The sequence below is a fragment of the Mesorhizobium sp. M8A.F.Ca.ET.161.01.1.1 genome (assembly GCF_004792105.1).
Lineage (GTDB): Bacteria > Pseudomonadota > Alphaproteobacteria > Rhizobiales > Rhizobiaceae > Mesorhizobium.
On record NZ_SRTD01000005.1, the window covers coordinates 316,395 to 332,469 of the forward strand.

Annotated in this window: 18 protein-coding genes and 1 riboswitch; of the genes, 8 read left to right on the forward strand and 10 right to left on the reverse strand. The window is 63.5% G+C overall.

Annotation, left to right across the window (positions count from 1 at the left end; translation table 11 throughout):
- Positions 1 to 10: 10 nt before the first annotated feature.
- The 3 genes from EN804_RS15750 to EN804_RS15760 all read right to left on the reverse strand — a co-directional run bounded on the left by EN804_RS15750 (position 11) and on the right by EN804_RS15760 (position 3,094).
- Entirely contained in the window at positions 11 to 934 is a 924-nt protein-coding gene (locus EN804_RS15750) for a glycosyltransferase family A protein (protein ID WP_135920167.1), read from the reverse strand.
- A gap of 317 nt (positions 935 to 1,251) precedes the next feature.
- Complete coding sequence (gene metW, locus EN804_RS15755; protein ID WP_027143503.1) at positions 1,252 to 1,866, reverse strand: methionine biosynthesis protein MetW; 615 nt, start codon at positions 1,864 to 1,866, stop codon at positions 1,252 to 1,254.
- A 58-nt stretch (positions 1,867 to 1,924) separates the two neighbouring features.
- Positions 1,925 to 3,094 (reverse strand): homoserine O-acetyltransferase, encoded by a 1,170-nt coding sequence (locus tag EN804_RS15760; protein ID WP_127872217.1) that lies wholly within the window; start codon positions 3,092 to 3,094, stop codon positions 1,925 to 1,927.
- Positions 3,095 to 3,215: 121 nt separating this feature from the next.
- Positions 3,216 to 3,293, reverse strand: a riboswitch (SAM riboswitch).
- Positions 3,294 to 3,430: 137 nt separating this feature from the next.
- On the opposite strand from EN804_RS15760, the gene hisC reads away from it, so the two are divergent.
- Both hisC and EN804_RS15770 read left to right on the forward strand, forming a co-directional pair.
- Positions 3,431 to 4,540 (forward strand): histidinol-phosphate transaminase, encoded by a 1,110-nt coding sequence (gene hisC, locus EN804_RS15765; protein WP_127278632.1) that lies wholly within the window; start codon positions 3,431 to 3,433, stop codon positions 4,538 to 4,540.
- A 22-nt stretch (positions 4,541 to 4,562) separates the two neighbouring features.
- Positions 4,563 to 5,498 carry a prephenate/arogenate dehydrogenase family protein gene (locus EN804_RS15770; protein WP_189343785.1) on the forward strand — a complete coding sequence of 312 codons (936 nt, stop codon included), beginning with the start codon at positions 4,563 to 4,565 and terminating at the stop codon, positions 5,496 to 5,498.
- Here the strand turns inward: EN804_RS15770 and EN804_RS15775 are convergent.
- A complete protein-coding gene (locus EN804_RS15775) occupies positions 5,495 to 6,424 on the reverse strand; it encodes a sugar kinase (RefSeq protein ID WP_135920169.1) in 930 nt (309 codons plus the stop codon). The two genes, EN804_RS15770 and EN804_RS15775, sit on opposite strands and share 4 nt — an antisense overlap.
- A gap of 5 nt (positions 6,425 to 6,429) precedes the next feature.
- Positions 6,430 to 7,428: a DUF2125 domain-containing protein gene (locus EN804_RS15780; protein ID WP_135920171.1), complete on the reverse strand. Its 999-nt coding sequence runs from the start codon at positions 7,426 to 7,428 to the stop codon at positions 6,430 to 6,432.
- Between the two features lie 151 nt (positions 7,429 to 7,579).
- Between EN804_RS15780 and EN804_RS15785 the strand changes: the two genes are divergently transcribed.
- The 3 genes from EN804_RS15785 (at position 7,580) to EN804_RS15795 (ending at position 9,890) form a co-directional block, all read left to right on the forward strand.
- Positions 7,580 to 8,101, forward strand: coding sequence for a gamma-glutamylcyclotransferase (locus EN804_RS15785; RefSeq protein WP_135920174.1), 522 nt, complete (start codon positions 7,580 to 7,582; stop codon positions 8,099 to 8,101).
- Positions 8,102 to 8,223: 122 nt separating this feature from the next.
- On the forward strand, positions 8,224 to 9,171 hold the full coding sequence (locus EN804_RS15790; protein WP_135920176.1) for an aldo/keto reductase: 948 nt from the start codon (positions 8,224 to 8,226) through the stop codon (positions 9,169 to 9,171).
- A gap of 92 nt (positions 9,172 to 9,263) precedes the next feature.
- Positions 9,264 to 9,890 carry a LysE family translocator gene (locus EN804_RS15795; RefSeq protein ID WP_135920178.1) on the forward strand — a complete coding sequence of 209 codons (627 nt, stop codon included), beginning with the start codon at positions 9,264 to 9,266 and terminating at the stop codon, positions 9,888 to 9,890.
- Positions 9,891 to 9,893: 3 nt separating this feature from the next.
- Here EN804_RS15795 and EN804_RS15800 read toward each other — a convergent pair whose 3' ends face one another.
- Together EN804_RS15800 and EN804_RS15805 are read right to left on the reverse strand one after the other, a co-directional pair.
- The gene (locus tag EN804_RS15800; RefSeq protein ID WP_127280817.1) at positions 9,894 to 10,697 is read right to left on the reverse strand and encodes a 1-acyl-sn-glycerol-3-phosphate acyltransferase; all 804 of its coding nucleotides are present in this window, start codon (positions 10,695 to 10,697) and stop codon (positions 9,894 to 9,896) included.
- Positions 10,698 to 10,775: 78 nt separating this feature from the next.
- On the reverse strand, positions 10,776 to 11,681 hold the full coding sequence (locus tag EN804_RS15805) for a LysR family transcriptional regulator (RefSeq protein WP_127872219.1): 906 nt from the start codon (positions 11,679 to 11,681) through the stop codon (positions 10,776 to 10,778).
- Between the two features lie 101 nt (positions 11,682 to 11,782).
- Between EN804_RS15805 and EN804_RS15810 the strand changes: the two genes are divergently transcribed.
- The 3 genes from EN804_RS15810 to EN804_RS15820 are packed head-to-tail and all read left to right on the forward strand — an operon-like array spanning position 11,783 to position 13,517.
- Positions 11,783 to 12,334, forward strand: coding sequence for a peroxidase-related enzyme (locus EN804_RS15810; protein ID WP_135920181.1), 552 nt, complete (start codon positions 11,783 to 11,785; stop codon positions 12,332 to 12,334).
- 59 nt (positions 12,335 to 12,393) lie between these two features.
- Positions 12,394 to 12,864: a DUF1348 family protein gene (locus EN804_RS15815; RefSeq protein WP_135920184.1), complete on the forward strand. Its 471-nt coding sequence runs from the start codon at positions 12,394 to 12,396 to the stop codon at positions 12,862 to 12,864.
- 20 nt (positions 12,865 to 12,884) lie between these two features.
- Positions 12,885 to 13,517, forward strand: coding sequence for a pyridoxamine 5'-phosphate oxidase family protein (locus EN804_RS15820; RefSeq protein ID WP_135920186.1), 633 nt, complete (start codon positions 12,885 to 12,887; stop codon positions 13,515 to 13,517).
- A gap of 7 nt (positions 13,518 to 13,524) precedes the next feature.
- Here EN804_RS15820 and EN804_RS15825 read toward each other — a convergent pair whose 3' ends face one another.
- From EN804_RS15825 to ftsE, 3 genes are all read right to left on the reverse strand, one after another.
- Entirely contained in the window at positions 13,525 to 14,250 is a 726-nt protein-coding gene (locus tag EN804_RS15825) for a YdcF family protein (RefSeq protein WP_135914894.1), read from the reverse strand.
- 109 nt (positions 14,251 to 14,359) lie between these two features.
- On the reverse strand, positions 14,360 to 15,346 hold the full coding sequence (locus EN804_RS15830; RefSeq protein WP_135883481.1) for an ABC transporter permease: 987 nt from the start codon (positions 15,344 to 15,346) through the stop codon (positions 14,360 to 14,362).
- The gene (gene ftsE, locus EN804_RS15835; RefSeq protein WP_010911739.1) at positions 15,339 to 15,998 is read right to left on the reverse strand and encodes a cell division ATP-binding protein FtsE; all 660 of its coding nucleotides are present in this window, start codon (positions 15,996 to 15,998) and stop codon (positions 15,339 to 15,341) included. The genes EN804_RS15830 and ftsE overlap by 8 nt, the downstream gene beginning before the upstream one ends.
- Positions 15,999 to 16,075: the final 77 nt, after the last annotated feature.

Below are 16,075 nucleotides of genomic sequence, written 5' to 3' on the forward strand. Positions count from 1 at the left end.
TGCCGCCAGGTCAGGCCGGTGGAATTCCAAACTTCCCGCGAACCTCGTCGTAGAGGCCGCGCCGCCAGCGGCGGCCGTAGAGATAACCGGCGATCAGTTCCGGCAATGAATAACCAAGCGCGTCGGACGAGCGGTTGGCCATGTATCCAGCAAATGCCTGTGGTATCCGCCCCCGGAGAATATCGGCGATGATCTGCCGCGTGATCATAAAGGGTGGGACATGGGGGTAAGAGCGAGCGATGTGCGGGTGCTTACTCATCAGGATCGCATAGGCTTCGACATAGCCGTCCCGGCGGCCCGAAATCGAATTCTGCGAATTGTGCTTCGTCCAATCGATATCTTCCGATAATTGCGCGCCGAAGCGCTGTGCGAAGCGCAGCAGAAGCTCCCGGTCCTGCATCCGGGGAATGTCGCTGTCATAGCCGCCGATGGCCAGCAAAGCCTCTCGCCTCGCCGTTATCGCCGACCCGGCGATGAAGGCCGTCTGCGCAACCACCGCCCGCTCCAGCATCGCCGGATTGAGGAAGGCACCGCGGTTGACACAGGCGGTGCCACGGCCACCCTTCACCGAGACATATGAGGAGAGCAGGACTTCGAGCGCCGGATTGTCGTCGAACCATGCCAGCGTCCGTTCGAGCCGGTGTGGCAGGAAGAGATCGTCCGAATCAAGAAAAGTCACCACGGGCGCCCTCGCCAGCTCGATGCCGGCATTCCTGGCGGCATTGGCGCCGCGCCATTTCGCGCCGACATAGATCAGCCGAGGGTCGCGAATGCGCGCAAGCGCCGCTTCCGTCCCGTCGGTCGAGCCATCGTCGACGACGATATGCTCAAACCGCGCCATGCTCTGAGAAAGCACGCTTTCCACCGCGCGGAGCACCGTTTCGCGCCGGTTGTGAGTCGGGGTGATGACCGTGATGAGGGGCAAATGCTCCACGTCAGCTGTTTCCAGCGCGAAAATGCACTTTCCGATAGCTCTTCAGGATGGTTGAATGGATCGGACTTCCCCCTGGCTGGCCCTCATCGGATTAAGTGCGACGCTACAAAAAACAACCTGTTATGTCACCCATTGTGCCGTCGTTCTGACGACAAGGGAATGGTGAATTCCGGCGCCTAGCGCTTCAACCGCAACACTTTTGCCACCGCTGGAATTGGCGGAAGCTCTTGGCGGTTGCGTCCATGTGGTGTTGGCCGACGGCGTGGAACATCCGCACAAGCCCACGGATATCCTCGCGTAGGAGGCCGACGGCAGCCTTATCGCTTCAACAAAAACACCGCCTGCTGGCCAAAGAAATTCCAGAACCACCAGGGCATCGACAGGCCGATCTTCTGGCCGTTGGCGTCGAGCGCGGTCGCCTTTTCCACCGTCGCACCAAGCTCCTCGCACAGATTGACGAAGTCGCGGATGGTGCAGAAGTGGATGTTGGGCGTGTCGTACCAGGAGTAGGGCAGATCCTTGGTCACCGGCATGCGGCCCTTGACGAACAGCGACAGGCGCACCCGCCAATGGCCGAAATTGGGGAAGGACACGATCGCCCGATTGCCGATCCGGAGCAGTTCGTCGAGCACCAGCTTCGGGTTGCGGGTAGCCTGCAGGGTCTGCGACAGGACGACGAAGTCAAAACCCTTGTCGGGATAGAATTCGAGATCCTTGTCGGCATCGCCCTGGATGACCGAGAGGCCGCGCGCCACGCATTCGTTGACGCCGCGCTGCGAAAGCTCAAGGCCGCGGCCGTCGACCTGCTTGGTTTCCTGCAGCAATTCGAGCAGCGAGCCGTCGCCGGAGCCTACGTCAAGCACGCGCGATTGCGGCGGGATGAGGTTGGCGACGACCTCAAGGTCGACACGCTGGCTGCCATTGACGCTCATGGCTTCGCCTCCTGAGTGGCGCATGACGATGGTCCGAAAAGTCCGCAACGTTTCGGGGTCATGCGCCGAGCCCCCTGGCGCGCGCGGCCGAACCGATAAAGCCGTTGATGGCGGCAAACAGTTCCGGCTCGTCGAGCAGGAAGGCGTCGTGGCCGCGGTCGGTCTCGATCTCGACGAAGGAAACCGAGGCGCCGGCGGCGTTGAGCGCGTGCACGATCGAGCGGCTCTCTTCGGTCGGGAACAGCCAATCCGACGTGAAGGACACCAGGCAGAAGCGGGTCTTCGTGCCGGCAAAGGCGTCCGCCAGCCGGCCGCCATGGTCGGCGGCAAGGTCGAAATAATCCATCGACCGTGTCATGTAGAGGTAGGAGTTGGCGTCGAAGCGGTCGACGAAGGTCATGCCCTGGTGGCGCAGATAGCTCTCGATTTGGAAATCGGCATCGAAGCCGAAGGTCAGCGCTTCGCGGTCCTGCAGGTTGCGGCCGAATTTGCGGTGCAGGGCGGCTTCCGACAGATAGGTGATGTGGGCGGCCATGCGCGCCACCGCCAACCCCTTTTCCGGGCGCTTGCCGTGCTCGAAATATTTGCCGCCATGCCAGTCCGGATCGGCCATCACGGCCTGCCGCCCGACCTCGTGGAAGGCGATGTTCTGTGACGAATGGCGCGCGCCGGTGGCAATCGGCAGTGCCGAGAACACCCGCTCGGGATAGCTCGACGCCCATTGCAGCACCTGCATGCCGCCCATCGAGCCGCCCAGCACGCAGAACAGCTTCTCGATGCCGAAATGGTCGACCAGCATCTGCTGCGCACGCACCATGTCGCGGATGGTGATGACAGGAAGGTCGAGCCCATAGGGCTTTCCCGTGGCGGGGTTGGTCGAAGCCGGCCCGGTGGAACCAAGGCAGCCGCCGATGACGTTGGAACAGATGACGAAGAAACGGTTGGTGTCGATGATCTTGCCGGGGCCGATCAGCACTTCCCACCAGCCTGGCTTGCCGGTCACCGGATTGGTGTTGGCGACATGCTGGTCGCCGGTCAGTGCATGGCAGACGAGGATGGCATTGGAACGGGCATCGTTCAGAACGCCATAGGTCTGATAGGCGATCTGGAACGGCGACAGCACCGTGCCGGCATCGAGCTTGAGCGGCTTGTCGGGTCCGAAACGCAACACCAGGCTCGACGGATTGTCGACCTCGTTGTTGGTCCTTGCTGCGCGCAGAGCGGCCATTCCTAATCTCTCTTGCTGCATCGTTTCTTGCGAAAATCTCCGCTGATTTTCGCGGCGCCGATGCGGTCGTCCGGGCCGGTAGCGGACAATAAAAAACCGGCATTGCCTTCGCAAAGCCGGTTACGTCACGCAAACGGCCCTTTAGCGAATTGTTTAACGTGGCTGCAAGCCGACCGGCCAAATCACCACGGAACTGTCACCGCACTTCTAGAACCCGCCCGCCTCGCCGTCAATGGCGGCGGCTGGCACTAGTGCCGCCTCTCGACATTGCCGGCCATGGCTTGTATTTCCGCAGCGGCTTCCGGATGGAGGCATTTTCGACGGATTTTGCAAGACATGAACCAGACACCGGATCAGGCACGTCCAACCCCCCGCGCGGGCATCATGGACATAGACGCCTATGTGCCCGGCAAGAGCACGGCGCCGGCCGGGGTCGCCAAGGTCTACAAGTTGTCGTCGAACGAGAACCCGCTTGGCCCGTCGCCGAAGGCGATCGAGGCCGCGCGTGAGGTCGCCGGCAAACTCGACATCTATCCCGACGGCACCGCCAGGCGGTTGCGCGAGGCGATCGCCGAGGTGCATGGCCTCAACGCGCAGAACATCATCTGCTCCAACGGTTCCGACGAGATCCTTGGCCTGTTGGCACAGACCTATCTCGCGCCCGGCGACGAGGCCATGTTCACCGAACACGCCTTCATGGTCTACAAGATCTACATCCAGTCGGCCGGCGCCACCCCGGTCGTGGTCAAGGAGACCGACGAGCGCGCCGACATCGATGCGATGCTGGCGGCTGTGACGCCGCGCACGAAAATCGTGTTCCTGGCCAATCCCAACAATCCGACCGGCACCTATGTGCCGTTCCAGGAGGTGCGTCGCCTGCATGCCGGACTGCCGAAAAACGTGCTGCTGGTGCTGGACGCGGCCTATGCCGAATATGTCCGCCGCAACGATTACGAAGCCGGCATCGAGCTGGCCGGCAGCGCCGAGAACGTGGTGATGACCCGCACCTTCTCCAAGATCGGTCTCGGCGGAGCGCGTATCGGCTGGATGTATGGTCCGATGCACATTGTCGATGCGATCAACCGCGTGCGCGGCCCCTTCAACGTCAATGCGACCGCGATCGAGGCCGGCATCGCCGCGATCCGCGACCGCGCCCATGTCGAGCGCAGCGTGGCGCATAACGAGACCTGGCTCGCCTGGCTGAGCGAGGAGATGACTGGACTCGGACTGCGCGTGACGCCCAGCGTCGGCAATTTCCTGCTCATTCATTTTCCCGACGACCAGAGGCATTCGGCGGCTGCGGCGGATGATTATCTGAGCGCGCGCGGCTATATTCTGCGGCGCGTTTCAGGCTACGGCTTTCCCAACGCGCTGCGAATGACCGTCGGTACCGAAGAGGCCAATCGCGGCGTTGTCGCCGCGCTCAAGACATTCCTGAAAAGCTAGAACGCCTGAAAAGTTACACACCATGGCATCACCGATGTTCGAAAAAATCGCGCTGGTCGGCATCGGCCTGATCGGCTCGTCGCTGGCCCGCGTCATTCGCCGCGAAGGCCTGGCTCGCCATGTCGCGATCTCGACGCGCAGTGTGGCAACGCTCAAGCGAGCCGAGGAACTGGGACTAGGCGATTCCTACACCACCGATTCCAGGGAAGCTGTGCGTGATGCCGATCTGGTCATCGTCTCGGTGCCGGTGGGCTCATCCGGTGCGGTGGCGCAGGAGATTGCGCCGGCGCTAAAAAAAGGTGCGATCCTCACCGATGTCGGCTCAACCAAGGCCTCAGTCATCGCGCAGATGCAGCCGCATGTGCCTGAGGGCGTCCATTTCATTCCCGGCCATCCGCTGGCGGGTACCGAAAAATCCGGCCCGGATGCCGGATTTGCCGACCTGTTCGACAATCGCTGGTGCATCTTCACGCCGGTGCCGGGCACCGATCCGGAGGCGCTGGAACGGCTGTCGGAATTCTGGCGCCGCTGCGGCGCCAACATCGACACGATGGATCCGCAGCATCACGACATGACGCTGGCCATCGTCTCGCATCTGCCGCACATCATCGCCTACAACATCGTCGGCACCGCCGACGACCTGGAATCGGTGACCAAGACGGAAGTGATCAAATATTCCGCCTCCGGCTTTCGCGATTTCACGCGTCTGGCCGCCTCCGATCCGACCATGTGGCGGGACGTGTGCCTGCACAACAAGGATGCCATCCTGGAAATGCTGGCGCGCTTCTCGGAAGATCTGGCGTTCCTGCAGCGCGCGATCCGCTGGGGCGATGGCGACAAACTCTTCGACCTGTTCACCCGCACCCGCGCCGTGCGCCGCTCGATCATCGAGGCGGGCCAGGATATCGACGCGCCGGACTTTGGCCGCCAGGCGGTCGAGCATCCGGCAAAGAGCTAAGCTGTTTCAGGCCAGGTCGCTGCCATCATGGCGAGCGTTTCCGCCCGATCCGGCGCGCCCAGCCTGCCGCCGAAGCGCAGGCATTTGAGCGCGGCGGCGGCACTCGCAAAGCGCAGTGCGTGCTCGATCGCCATGGCTTCCGCCAGCCCAACGGCAAAGGCGCCATGAAAGACATCGCCGGCGGCCAGCGTGTCGACCGCCTTGATCCTCGGCGCCTCGACATGGCGGGATGATCCGGCGCTTCGATCGAACCACCAGGTACCCGCCGCGCCGCCGGTGACCGCGACGAAGGCGTCGGTGCTGGAGGCGAGATCCTCGCAAGCGGTCTCCAGATCCAACGCGTGGCCGCAGATGATACGCACTGCCGGTTCGGAGGCGACGATGTGCGAGGCCAGCGGCAACAGTTGCTCCAGCACCGCCAGCGGCGCGATATCGGCATCAAGGATAGCCGGCCTGCCCGCGACGCGCGCCGCGTTCAGGGCAAGTGCCGCTGCACCCGGCCAGCGCACGTCGGCCAGCACGGCATCGAACGCCGTGATGTCGGGAAACGGCAAGGCTTCGGGATCAGCCTGCGCGCGCGTGTCGTAGAACGGCACGATGATACGCTCGCCATGCGCATCGACCAGGATCGAGGCCAGCGCCGAGCGTGCGCCGCTGACGCGGCGCACATGGCTGCAATCGACGCCCTCGGCCTCGATTCCAGCGATCAGCTGATCGCCGACAGGATCGTCGCCAGCACTCGCCCATAGCGATATCTCGGCGCCGAGACGACGTGCGGCGCAGGCCGCGCTCGTGGCCATGCCCGAGGCGATCTGGACGCCGTCCGAGGCGATGAATTTTCCCTGATGCGTCGGAAGCGACTCGACGCGCAGGATGGTGTCCAGCGTCAGCGCTCCAACACTCAAGAGCCTCACGGGTCTTGCCATGGGTGCTATTGCACCGGCTTGATCTTGCCCAGCGGGATAAAGCCGAGCGAGGCCTTGCCCTTGACCACCTTCAGCGGCATCGACGGCTCGCTGCCGAGCAGAGCCAGGGCGCCAAAACCTTGCTCGATCGCATTCTTCTGCTCGGGCACGGCGCCGGCAAGGATGGATGCCACGGCCTTCGGATCCTTGATCCTGATCATCAGATCGGCATCGACCAGGCCTTCTGCATCGACCGACAGCGGTCCGGAAACGGTGACACGCCCCGTCCCCGACGACAGATCGAGATTACGGATTTCGATCCTCTGGCCGCGCAGGCTTTTCACCTGCGTGCCGACCAGTGCCACGCCGTTCTTCAGTGTCACGTCGCCGCTGGCATCGAGCGCCGGCAGCACGCGCCCGCCGATCGCGTCGGGATCGATTTCAAGATCGCCAAAGCTGCCGACATAGTCGAGATCCGCGCCATTCGGCTGCAACTGGCCTGATGCCTTGCCGGCACTGAACAACTCGACCGGATCGGTGTCGTCGGCCGGGTCGGTCTGGCCCGACAGGCCCTCGGCCTGCAGCGCTATACGCCGCGGCAGCGGATACCACAGTTTGACGTTGGCCTGCAGATTGTCCCAGTCGATCCAGAGCGGCATCATGCCCGGGACGGAGGTTCGGAGCGGACCGCGCAGATTGGCAACCGGCGACAAGGGCTGGACGATCTGGGCGGTGGCATTGAAGGAGCCGGCCGAGGCGGCAATGTTCTTGGCATCGTCCTCGTAGGCGAGATTGTCGCAAGAGACGGCAAAGCTCAGCGGATAGCCACTGACCTCGAGGTTGGCGCAGCCAGCCTGGATGCCGCTCTTATTGAGCGTGGCAACCGCCTTGTCGGCCTCCGACCTGACCCTGTTGGCCAGATAGAACCAGCCGGCGCTGTATATGGCGAACAGCACCAGGATGAACGCAGCAAGCCACCATAGGCGGCGACGGTTACCCGGTCGGCGTTCGTCACTTGACGTCATGCTTTGGCTCTCATTAACGCATGGATGGTGTGAACGGATTCTCGATTCCGGGAACACCAGTGGACAGAGACGATAGGTAGACGGACACGGGCGGAAAAAACACCGGTTTCCGGTGCGGTGTTGCCATTCTTTTGCAATCAGGCGCGGTGATATGGGCGATTTTTGGGTGTTCGGCTACGGTTCGCTGATCTGGCGGCCCGGTTTCGCGCATGTCGAGACACGGCGTGCCCGCCTGCATGGCTATCGCCGCTCGCTTTGCATCTATTCCTTCGTGCACCGCGGCACGCGTCAGCGTCCGGGACTGGTGCTTGGCCTCGACCATGGCGGGTCCTGCGTCGGCCTCGCCTTCCGCGTGCCCGGCGAACTGCGCGACGAGGTCATTGCCTATCTGCGTGAGCGCGAGCTTGTCACCAGCGTCTATCTCGAGCGGACGCTCAAGGTTCGTCTCGACGGCGGCGGCGCGGTCGAGGCCGTGGCCTACATCGTCGACCGCAAGCATGAGCAATATGCCGGGGCGATGGACGCGGCGGATGCAGCGGCCGTGGTGCGTGGCGCGGTCGGCCGATCGGGCAACAACGAGGACTATGTGCTGAGTACGCTGAAGCATCTGGAAGCACTGGGCATCCGCGACCACTGGCTGGAGGAGGTGAAACGGGGGATAGCGTCTTTGTGAAGCGCTGGCTCTGCGGAAAACGGTGGCCAGGGCCTTTGACCTCGATGCGGCAAGACCTAGGTTAGGCTCCGAACCAGCCAGCGGGCGGCATCGCCCGGCCCCAATCATCACGGAGATCCGTCTTGCAGAAACGCCGTCTCGGTCGCACCGACCTTTCCATCGCGCCGCTGGTTCTGGGCGGCAATGTCTTCGGCTGGACCGCTGACCAGAAGACCTCCTTCGATCTGCTCGACCGCTTCGTCGGCGCGGGCCTCAATGCCATCGATACGGCCGACGCCTATTCGCGTTGGGTTCCCGGCAACAAGGGCGGTGAATCGGAAACCATCATCGGCAAATGGATGAAGGACCGCGGCAATCGCGACAAGGTCGTGGTGGTCACCAAGGTCGGCTCGGATATGGGGCAGGGCCACAAGGATCTGTCCGCCGCCTATATTGAAAAGGCCGTCGATGCATCGCTGAAGCGGCTGCAGACCGAATTCATCGATCTTTATCTGTCGCACTGGCCGGATCCGACGACGCCCTATGAGGAAACGCTCGGCGCCTATGAGAAACTGCTCGCCAAGGGCAAGATCCGCTATGCCGGCTGTTCCAACCTCGATGCCGGCCAGTTGCGTGCTGCACTTGACGTGGCAAGCCTGCGCGGCCTGCCGCGCTACGAGGTGCTGCAGCCGGAATACAATCTCTACGACCGCTCCTCCTTCGATGGCCCGCTGCGCGACCTCTGCGTGGCCGAGGATGTCGGCGTCATCACCTATTTCAGCCTGGCCAAAGGTTTCTTGAGCGGCAAGTACCGCACGGAAGCCGATCTTGGCCAGAGCGAGCGCGGGGAGGATGTCGGCAGCTATCTCAATCCACGCGGCACGCGCATTCTGGCGGCGCTCGACGCCGTATCCGCCAGGCATTCGGCCAAGCAGGCGGAAGTGGCGCTTGCCTGGGCCATGGCGCGGCCGGGCGTCACCGCGCCGATCGCCAGTGCCACCAAGCCAAGCCAGATGGACAGCCTGATCAGGGCGGTGTCGTTGAAGTTGAGCGCCGACGATATGGCCGAGCTCGACAAAGCCAGCGCCTGAGGGCTGCCGGCAAGACGGGACGCACGAACGTCCAAGACGATCCTCATGCCTTGCCATACCGTCCTTCGCACGGGCTCAGGGCGGAGGACCAGATGGACGGATCGCTTCTTTCGCAGCCGGAGCCTTGGCGCCAATTGCTTGCGCTGTTGCTGGCCGCCACCGTCGTCATGAGCAGCCCTGGGCCGGCGACGATAAGCGTTACCGCCGTCGGCGCCGCCTTCGGCCTGCGCGATTCGCTTCGCTACACCGGCGGCATCGTCCTAGGCACGATCGCCGTGCTGCTGGTTGTGGCGACCGGGGTTATGGCGGTGCTTGGGTCGATGCCGAAGCTGGCGCCGTTGCTGGTTGTCGCGTCGGCGGCCTACATTCTCTATCTCGCCTTCAAGATCGCCACCGCGCCGGCGCTGGCCGCACGCGCCGCCGAGGCTTCGCGCCCAACCTGGCTGGCTGGATTTCTCCTGGCGGTCGCCAACCCCAAGGCCTATGTGGCGATCGCTGCCGTGTTCGCCGGCACCTCGTCGAGAAAGGGCGATGTCGAGCTCGGCCTGTGGACGAAACTGACTGTTCTGGCGGTGATGATCGTCGTCATCCACGCCGTGTGGCTTGTTGCCGGCGCGGCGTTCGCACGCTTCCTGCGCAGGCCTGTCGCCTCGCGGATCATCAATCTGGTCTTTGCCGCGACGCTGCTGTTGACCACGGTGCTGGCTGTGTACGGTTGACGATCAGGCCGCGGAGCCGTCAAGCTTCGCGCCGAGTTCCCGCAACCGCTTTGCCGCCGTTGTCGGCAGGGCCGGCGGGTTGGGCGCGCGTGATGCCTCGACAAGAAGCTGGTCACAGGCGGCTTCCGTCTCGCCGATCAGCCGCGCCATGAACTCTTCCTTGCCCAGACCCGGCGGTATGGGCGGCAGGAAGCGTGCCTTGATGGTTCCGGGATAGCGGAGGAACTTGCGGCGCGGCCAGTAGAGGCCGGCGACATGGGCGACCGGCACCACCGGAACGCCAAGCTGCGAATAGATTTCAACGATGCCGTATTTGTAGGCCGGCTCGTCGCCCGGCGCCCGGCGCGTGCCCTCGGGATAGATGATCAACTGGCGCGGGTTGCGCGCCATTTCTTCTTTGGTCGCGGCGACCACCGCCTTCAAGGCCTTGGAGCGGCTGCCGCGATGCACCGGGATCATGCGCATCTTCAAGATGTACCAGCCGAAAAACGGGATCCAGGTCAGCTCGCGCTTCAGGATGTAGAGCGGGTCCTGGAGGTAAGGGAAGAAGGCGATAGCGTCCCAGAACGACTGGTGCTTGGGCGCCAGGATGAACGAACCCTCGGGCAGGTTTTCCTGCCCGGTGATGTCATTCTTCGTTCCGGCGATCTTGTCATAGAGCCACATCGAGGTGCGCGACCAGAATTTCGGCACGAACCAGGCACGGTGGCGAGGTGACAGGAAATAGTAGGGGGTCCAGAGGATCATCTGGACGATCAGATTGACGTAGAAGACGAAATTGAACGCCAGCGATCTGACATAGAGCATGGAGGGAGGTCCGGTGAGGAAGTGTGCGTTGGTTACACCAAGCGCGGGGAAAAAGGAAACGGTGCGATGCTGCCCGTCCTACCAGGTTGCCTGCGCCAGGCGTTCCCTCAGGCGTGGGGCGGCAAAGTCGAGGAAGGCGCGCAGTTTCACCGGCAGCCGGCCCTGGCCCGCATGCACCAGGTTTACCGGCCAAGGCTCGGGTTCGAAATCCCCGAGCACGGGGCGCAGTGTTCCTGATCGTGCGGCGGCAACGATCTGGTAGGAAAGCACCCGCGTCAATCCGACACCGGCGATCGCCGCATCGATCGCCGCCTCGGCGGTGTTGACCCGGAGCCTCGAGCGGACCGGTACGATAAAATCAGCCTTGTCCACGCTGAAGGTCCAGGTGGCAAGCGAGCCAAGGCCCTCGAAGGTGATGCAGCTGTGCGTCTCGAGCTCTCCAGGGGTCCGTGGAATGCCGTGCGCGGCCAGATAGGCCGGGCTTGCGCAGACAACATGACCGATCGAGCCGACCCTTATGGCGACCAAGCGCGAATCCGGCAGCCTGCCGATGCGGATGGCGAGGTCGATATGGTCCTCGGCCAACTGGCTTATCCTGTCGCCGAGCGTGAGGCGGATATCCACCAGGGGATAGGCGGCCAGGAAGTCGGTGACGACGGGCAGAACGTGAAGGCGGCCGAAGACAATCGGCGCGGTGATGATCAATTCCCCTGTCGGGGCGCTGTATTCGCCGCCGGCGGTGCGTTCGGCGTCGCCGACCTCGTCCAAAATGCGGCGGCAGGCCGCGAGATAGGCATGGCCCGCATCGGTCAGTGTGAGCCGCCGCGTCGAGCGGTTCAACAGCCGTGTCTTCAGGTGCCGCTCCAGCTCGGAGACCTTGCGGCTGACCGTTGCCAGCGGAACGTCCGAACGGCGCGCGGCGGCGGAAAGGCTGCCGCCTTCCGCCGCCGCGACGAAAAGGGACATGGCTTCAAGACGATCCATCATTTCTTCCAGAAAATGGAAGGGTTGATTGCAAATATGGCATCTACATCCGCAACATGGAAGGCTGCATATAAGCGAGGCATCTCAACAAGGAAATCTTCATGCCCCGCATTGCCACGCCTTCGTCGATCGCAACCGCTCCCGCCGCCGCGCAGCCGATGCTGCAGGCCATGGAAAAACAGCTCGGTGTCGTGCCGAACCTGTTTCGGATGGTCGCCAACAGTCCGGCCGCGCTGGAAGGTTATCTCGGCATGATGGGAGCTTTGGCCAAGGGCCGGCTTGCGGCGCCGACGCGCGAGCGCATCGCGCTGGCGATCGCCGAGATCAATGGCTGCAACTATTGTCTGTCCGCGCACAGCTATCTCGGCAAGACGCTCGCCAGGCTCGACGATGCCGAGATGATCGCCAACCGCCACGGCGGCTCCTCGGACCCCAAGGCAGCTGCGGCGGTGCGTTTTGCCGCCAGCGTTGCGCAAAGCCGAGGACAGGTCGGCCAGGAGGATCTCGCCGCTGTCAGGCTCGCAGGCTATGACGATGGGGAGATCATCGAGATCGTCCAGCATGTCGCCCTGAACGTCTGGACCAACTATATCAATGAGGTTGCCCAGACCGACATTGATTTTCCGGTTGTTTGCGCCCGAGATGCTGCCTGAATCCGGATAGGAGTGGCGGTGCCCGTCGGTCCCAACCCTTCATGCCGCAGAGGAATCCCATGTCTGAGAGCCGCCCGCCGCTTCCACCCTTCACCGCCGAGACGTCAGCCCAGAAGGCGCGCATGGCGGAGGATGCCTGGAACTCGCGCGACCCGGCGCGGGTTGCGCTTGCCTATACGGCGGACAGCCGCTGGCGCAACCGCGCCGAATTCCTGCAAGGGCGTGATGCTATCCAGGCCTTCCTGACCCGCAAATGGAGCCGCGAACTCGACTACCGGCTGATCAAGGAGGTGTGGGCCTTCCACGACAACCGCATCGCCGTGCGCTTCGCCTATGAATGGCACGACGACAGCGGCTCATGGTTCCGCAGTTATGGCAACGAGAACTGGGAATTCGATGAGCACGGGCTGATGCGCCTGCGCATCGCCAGCATCAACGACCTGCCGATTGCCGAGGCCGAGCGCAAATATCACTGGCCGCTCGGCCGGCGGCCGGACGAGCACCCGACGCTGTCGGAGCTCGGGCTCTAGAAACATGTAAGGAGGTCTCGATGAACGCACACGCTTTTACGAGCGATGTCGCCTTCACGCCGACAGTCAAGGCGATCCAGGCGCGCAAGGGTTCGCGCCAGTCCTATGCCCGCGTCGAGGAGCGCGGCGGCTGGCAATCGGCGATCACACCGGACCTTGCCGCTTTCATCAAAATGCAGACCAGCGTCTTCCTGTCGACTGCCAATGGCGATGGCCAGCCCTATATCCAACACCGCGGCGGCCCTGCCGGCTTTCTCAAGGTGCTTGACGAGAAGACGGTCGGCTTCGCGGATTTTCTGGGCAATAAGCAGTTCATCACGCAGGGCAATCTGGCCGACAATCCGAGGGCCTTCCTGTTCCTGATTGATTACATGATGCGCCAGCGCATCAAGATCTGGGGTACGGCACGCATTGTCGAAGACGATGCCGAGTTGACAGCGAGGCTGATGCCGCCGGACTACAAGGCGCGTCCCGAGCAGGTCATCCTGTTCACCGTCTCGGCGTGGGACGCCAATTGCCCGCAACATATACCGCAGCGCTTCGAGGCGGCTGATGTGGCGGCGGCGCTTGCCGAGCGCGACCGGCGCATCCAGAACCTTGAACAGGAGATCGCGCGCCTCAAGGGCGTTTCGGGGGCTGGCGCCAAGGAATGACGCGGGCTCAGCCGCCGGCGGCGGTTTCGGCCAGCGCGATGCCTTCGGGCGTCGGCTTCACCGGGATAATACCACGTGCCAGCGCCAGCAGATATTTGGTGTATTCGGTGAACAGCACCCGCAACGCCCGCGGCTTGGTCAGCCAGCCGCCATTGTCGAGATTGGAATTGACCACCGGATAGGGCTCAAGCTTGGCGCCATGCAACAGCCGTCCCATCTCCAGCAGGCTGCGTGGCATGTGATAGTTGTTGGTGACCAGGATCACGGTGCCATAGGCATGGTTTTCCACCCATTTGGCGCTCTCCTCGGCATTGCCGATCGTGTCGAGCGCGGCCCGATCGATGTCGACGCAGCAGGAAAACAGTTTCTTGTCGCCGCCGGTCGCCGCCTGAAGCTGGCGACGGCTGGCCGAGGGATGGACGCCGCTGATCAAGAGCCGCTCGCCCTTACCGGACGCGAGCAGTTCCATCGCGGCGTCGAGCCGCGATTGGCCGCCGGTCAGCACGATGATGGCATCGGCCTTGGCCGGGTTGGCGGGCGTGGTCAGGTGACTGACCTTGCTGGCAAACCAGCCGAAGCCGCCAGCGAACACCATTGCGAGCATAAGCAGGGAGAGAGCGAAGAGACGCAGGGCGGTCCTTAAACGGCTAACCTTGCCATGGCCGCGCCAACGGGCAACCACCACTGGCAGCTGTCCAGCCGTCCCGGTCGAATCCCGCACGTCCATAGCCATATGGTTAATCCCGAAATGCGGCGTTTGGTAGGTAAAAGACGCACTTTGCGTTACGCAAATTCTCCATCCGTGATCGCGCTCGTTCCATCCACGCCAAGACGAACTCCTTTCATGCGTCGGGTTGGCGAACGTCGATGTCGCTGAGATAGGCGACGACGGTGGCGTGTGAGGTCGCCGCCGTCAGCGCGCCAATCACCAGCACCATCAGGACGACACCCAGGTAACCCGCCGAGCCGATGGCGAAGTTGCCGAACAAAGCGGTTGCCTGATCGGCCTGTGGTGTTGCCATGTTGCGCGACGACCACCAGGAGAAAACGATGAAGACGAGCACCGCCGCCGCTCCGCCGGCAGCCGCGCCCTTCATGCCTGTGACCAGGAAATGCCGGCGGAATTCGCGCGCAATGAACTGCGCTTCGGCGCCGACGAAATGCAGCACCTCGATGATGTGGCCGTTGCCGGCCATGGCGCCGCGGGTGGCAAAGACCACCGTCAGCACGGTTGCCGACAGCATCAGGGCCAGAACGGCGATGCCGATGGTCACCGTGGTGCGGGCCATGGCTACCAGCCGGTCGACCCAGGTGCGGTGGTCGTCGAGCGATGCGCTCGGCAGTTTCGGCGCGATCGCGGCGCGCATGGCGGCGAAGTCTGGCGGGCTGTTCTCGTCGATGGTGACGATGATCAGGCGCGGCACCGGCAGGTCGTCGATATTGAGGCCCGAACCTAGCCAGGGCTCCAGCAGCCTGGCGGTCGCTTCGCGGTCGATGATCCGGGTCGACTTCACGCCGGGGAATTCGCTGGCGATCTGCGAAGCCTGGGTAAGCGCTGCCTCCATGTCGAGGCCGTCGGTCGGTTTGATCTGGATGGTCGCCTCGCGCGAAATCTGGTTTTCCCATACCGAGGCCGTATCGCGCACCAGCGTCACCGCGCCGAAGGTCAGGCAGGACAGGAAGGTCATGATGGCGATGACCAGCACCAAGGCGCGGCCGGCAATGTTCTGCGCCGGCACGATCGGCGCCATCTTGCGCTGGGCGCGCGGTCTTGCGACGGCTGCCTCGGCGTCCTGCTCTTCGAAATGCTCGGCGGACAGATCAGTCATAGATATCCAGCCTTCCGCCGGCCAGGATCATGCGGCGCGCGTCGACCTGTTCCATCAAGCCGAGATCGTGGGTAGCGATCACCACCGCGGTGCCGAGGCGATTGAGCTCGATGAACAGCCGCAGCAGGCGCCGCGCCAGCGGCGGATCGACATTGCCGGTCGGCTCGTCGGCGAGCAGGATTTCCGGCTGTTCGATCAGGGCGCGCGCGATCGCGGCGCGCTGCTTCTCGCCGCCTGACAGGACCGGCGGCAGCACATGCATGCGCTCGCCGAGCCCCACCCATTTCAAGAGCTCGGTGACGTCGGTGCGGTAGCTCGCCTCCTCGCGCCCGCGCACGCGCAATGGCAAAGCGACGTTTTCGTAAGTGGTCATGTGGTCGAGCAGGCGAAAATCCTGGAACACCACGCCGATGCGCCGGCGCAGGTGCGGCAGCTCGGTGCGTGAGATGCGGGAGCGGTCCTTGCCGAAGATGGTGATCAGCCCACGCGTCGGCTTCAGCGACATGAACAAAAGGCGCAGCAACGTCGTCTTGCCGGCGCCCGAAGGCCCGCTCAGGAATTGGAAGGAGCGCTCCGGTATATGCAGGGAGATGTCGCGGAGGATTTCCGGACCCATGCCATAGCGGAGGCCGACATTTTCGAAGCGAATCAATTTCGACGACCTGAGGTTCCTGGCCGCGGCGAGCCAGCCTGTTCTGTGAAAAGACCATCGGCCGGCATGGTTAACCG

Excerpts from the sequence above, each read along its gene's own strand:
- EN804_RS15815 (WP_135920184.1), top strand. The coding sequence starts at position 12,394 with ATGTCTGAGAGCCGCCCGCCGCTTCCACCCTTCACCGCCGAGACGTCA.
- metW (WP_027143503.1), bottom strand. The coding sequence starts at position 1,866 with ATGAGCGTCAATGGCAGCCAGCGTGTCGACCTTGAGGTCGTCGCCAAC.
- EN804_RS15825 (WP_135914894.1), bottom strand. The coding sequence starts at position 14,250 with ATGGCTATGGACGTGCGGGATTCGACCGGGACGGCTGGACAGCTGCCA.
- EN804_RS15785 (WP_135920174.1), top strand. The coding sequence starts at position 7,580 with ATGGGCGATTTTTGGGTGTTCGGCTACGGTTCGCTGATCTGGCGGCCC.
- hisC (WP_127278632.1), top strand. The coding sequence starts at position 3,431 with ATGAACCAGACACCGGATCAGGCACGTCCAACCCCCCGCGCGGGCATC.
- EN804_RS15820 (WP_135920186.1), top strand. The coding sequence starts at position 12,885 with ATGAACGCACACGCTTTTACGAGCGATGTCGCCTTCACGCCGACAGTC.
- EN804_RS15810 (WP_135920181.1), top strand. The coding sequence starts at position 11,783 with ATGCCCCGCATTGCCACGCCTTCGTCGATCGCAACCGCTCCCGCCGCC.
- EN804_RS15795 (WP_135920178.1), top strand. The coding sequence starts at position 9,264 with ATGGACGGATCGCTTCTTTCGCAGCCGGAGCCTTGGCGCCAATTGCTT.
- EN804_RS15805 (WP_127872219.1), bottom strand. The coding sequence starts at position 11,681 with ATGGATCGTCTTGAAGCCATGTCCCTTTTCGTCGCGGCGGCGGAAGGC.
- EN804_RS15775 (WP_135920169.1), bottom strand. The coding sequence starts at position 6,424 with ATGGCAAGACCCGTGAGGCTCTTGAGTGTTGGAGCGCTGACGCTGGAC.
- EN804_RS15780 (WP_135920171.1), bottom strand. The coding sequence starts at position 7,428 with ATGACGTCAAGTGACGAACGCCGACCGGGTAACCGTCGCCGCCTATGG.
- EN804_RS15770 (WP_189343785.1), top strand. The coding sequence starts at position 4,563 with ATGGCATCACCGATGTTCGAAAAAATCGCGCTGGTCGGCATCGGCCTG.
- EN804_RS15760 (WP_127872217.1), bottom strand. The coding sequence starts at position 3,094 with ATGGCCGCTCTGCGCGCAGCAAGGACCAACAACGAGGTCGACAATCCG.
- EN804_RS15830 (WP_135883481.1), bottom strand. The coding sequence starts at position 15,346 with ATGACTGATCTGTCCGCCGAGCATTTCGAAGAGCAGGACGCCGAGGCA.
- EN804_RS15800 (WP_127280817.1), bottom strand. The coding sequence starts at position 10,697 with ATGCTCTATGTCAGATCGCTGGCGTTCAATTTCGTCTTCTACGTCAAT.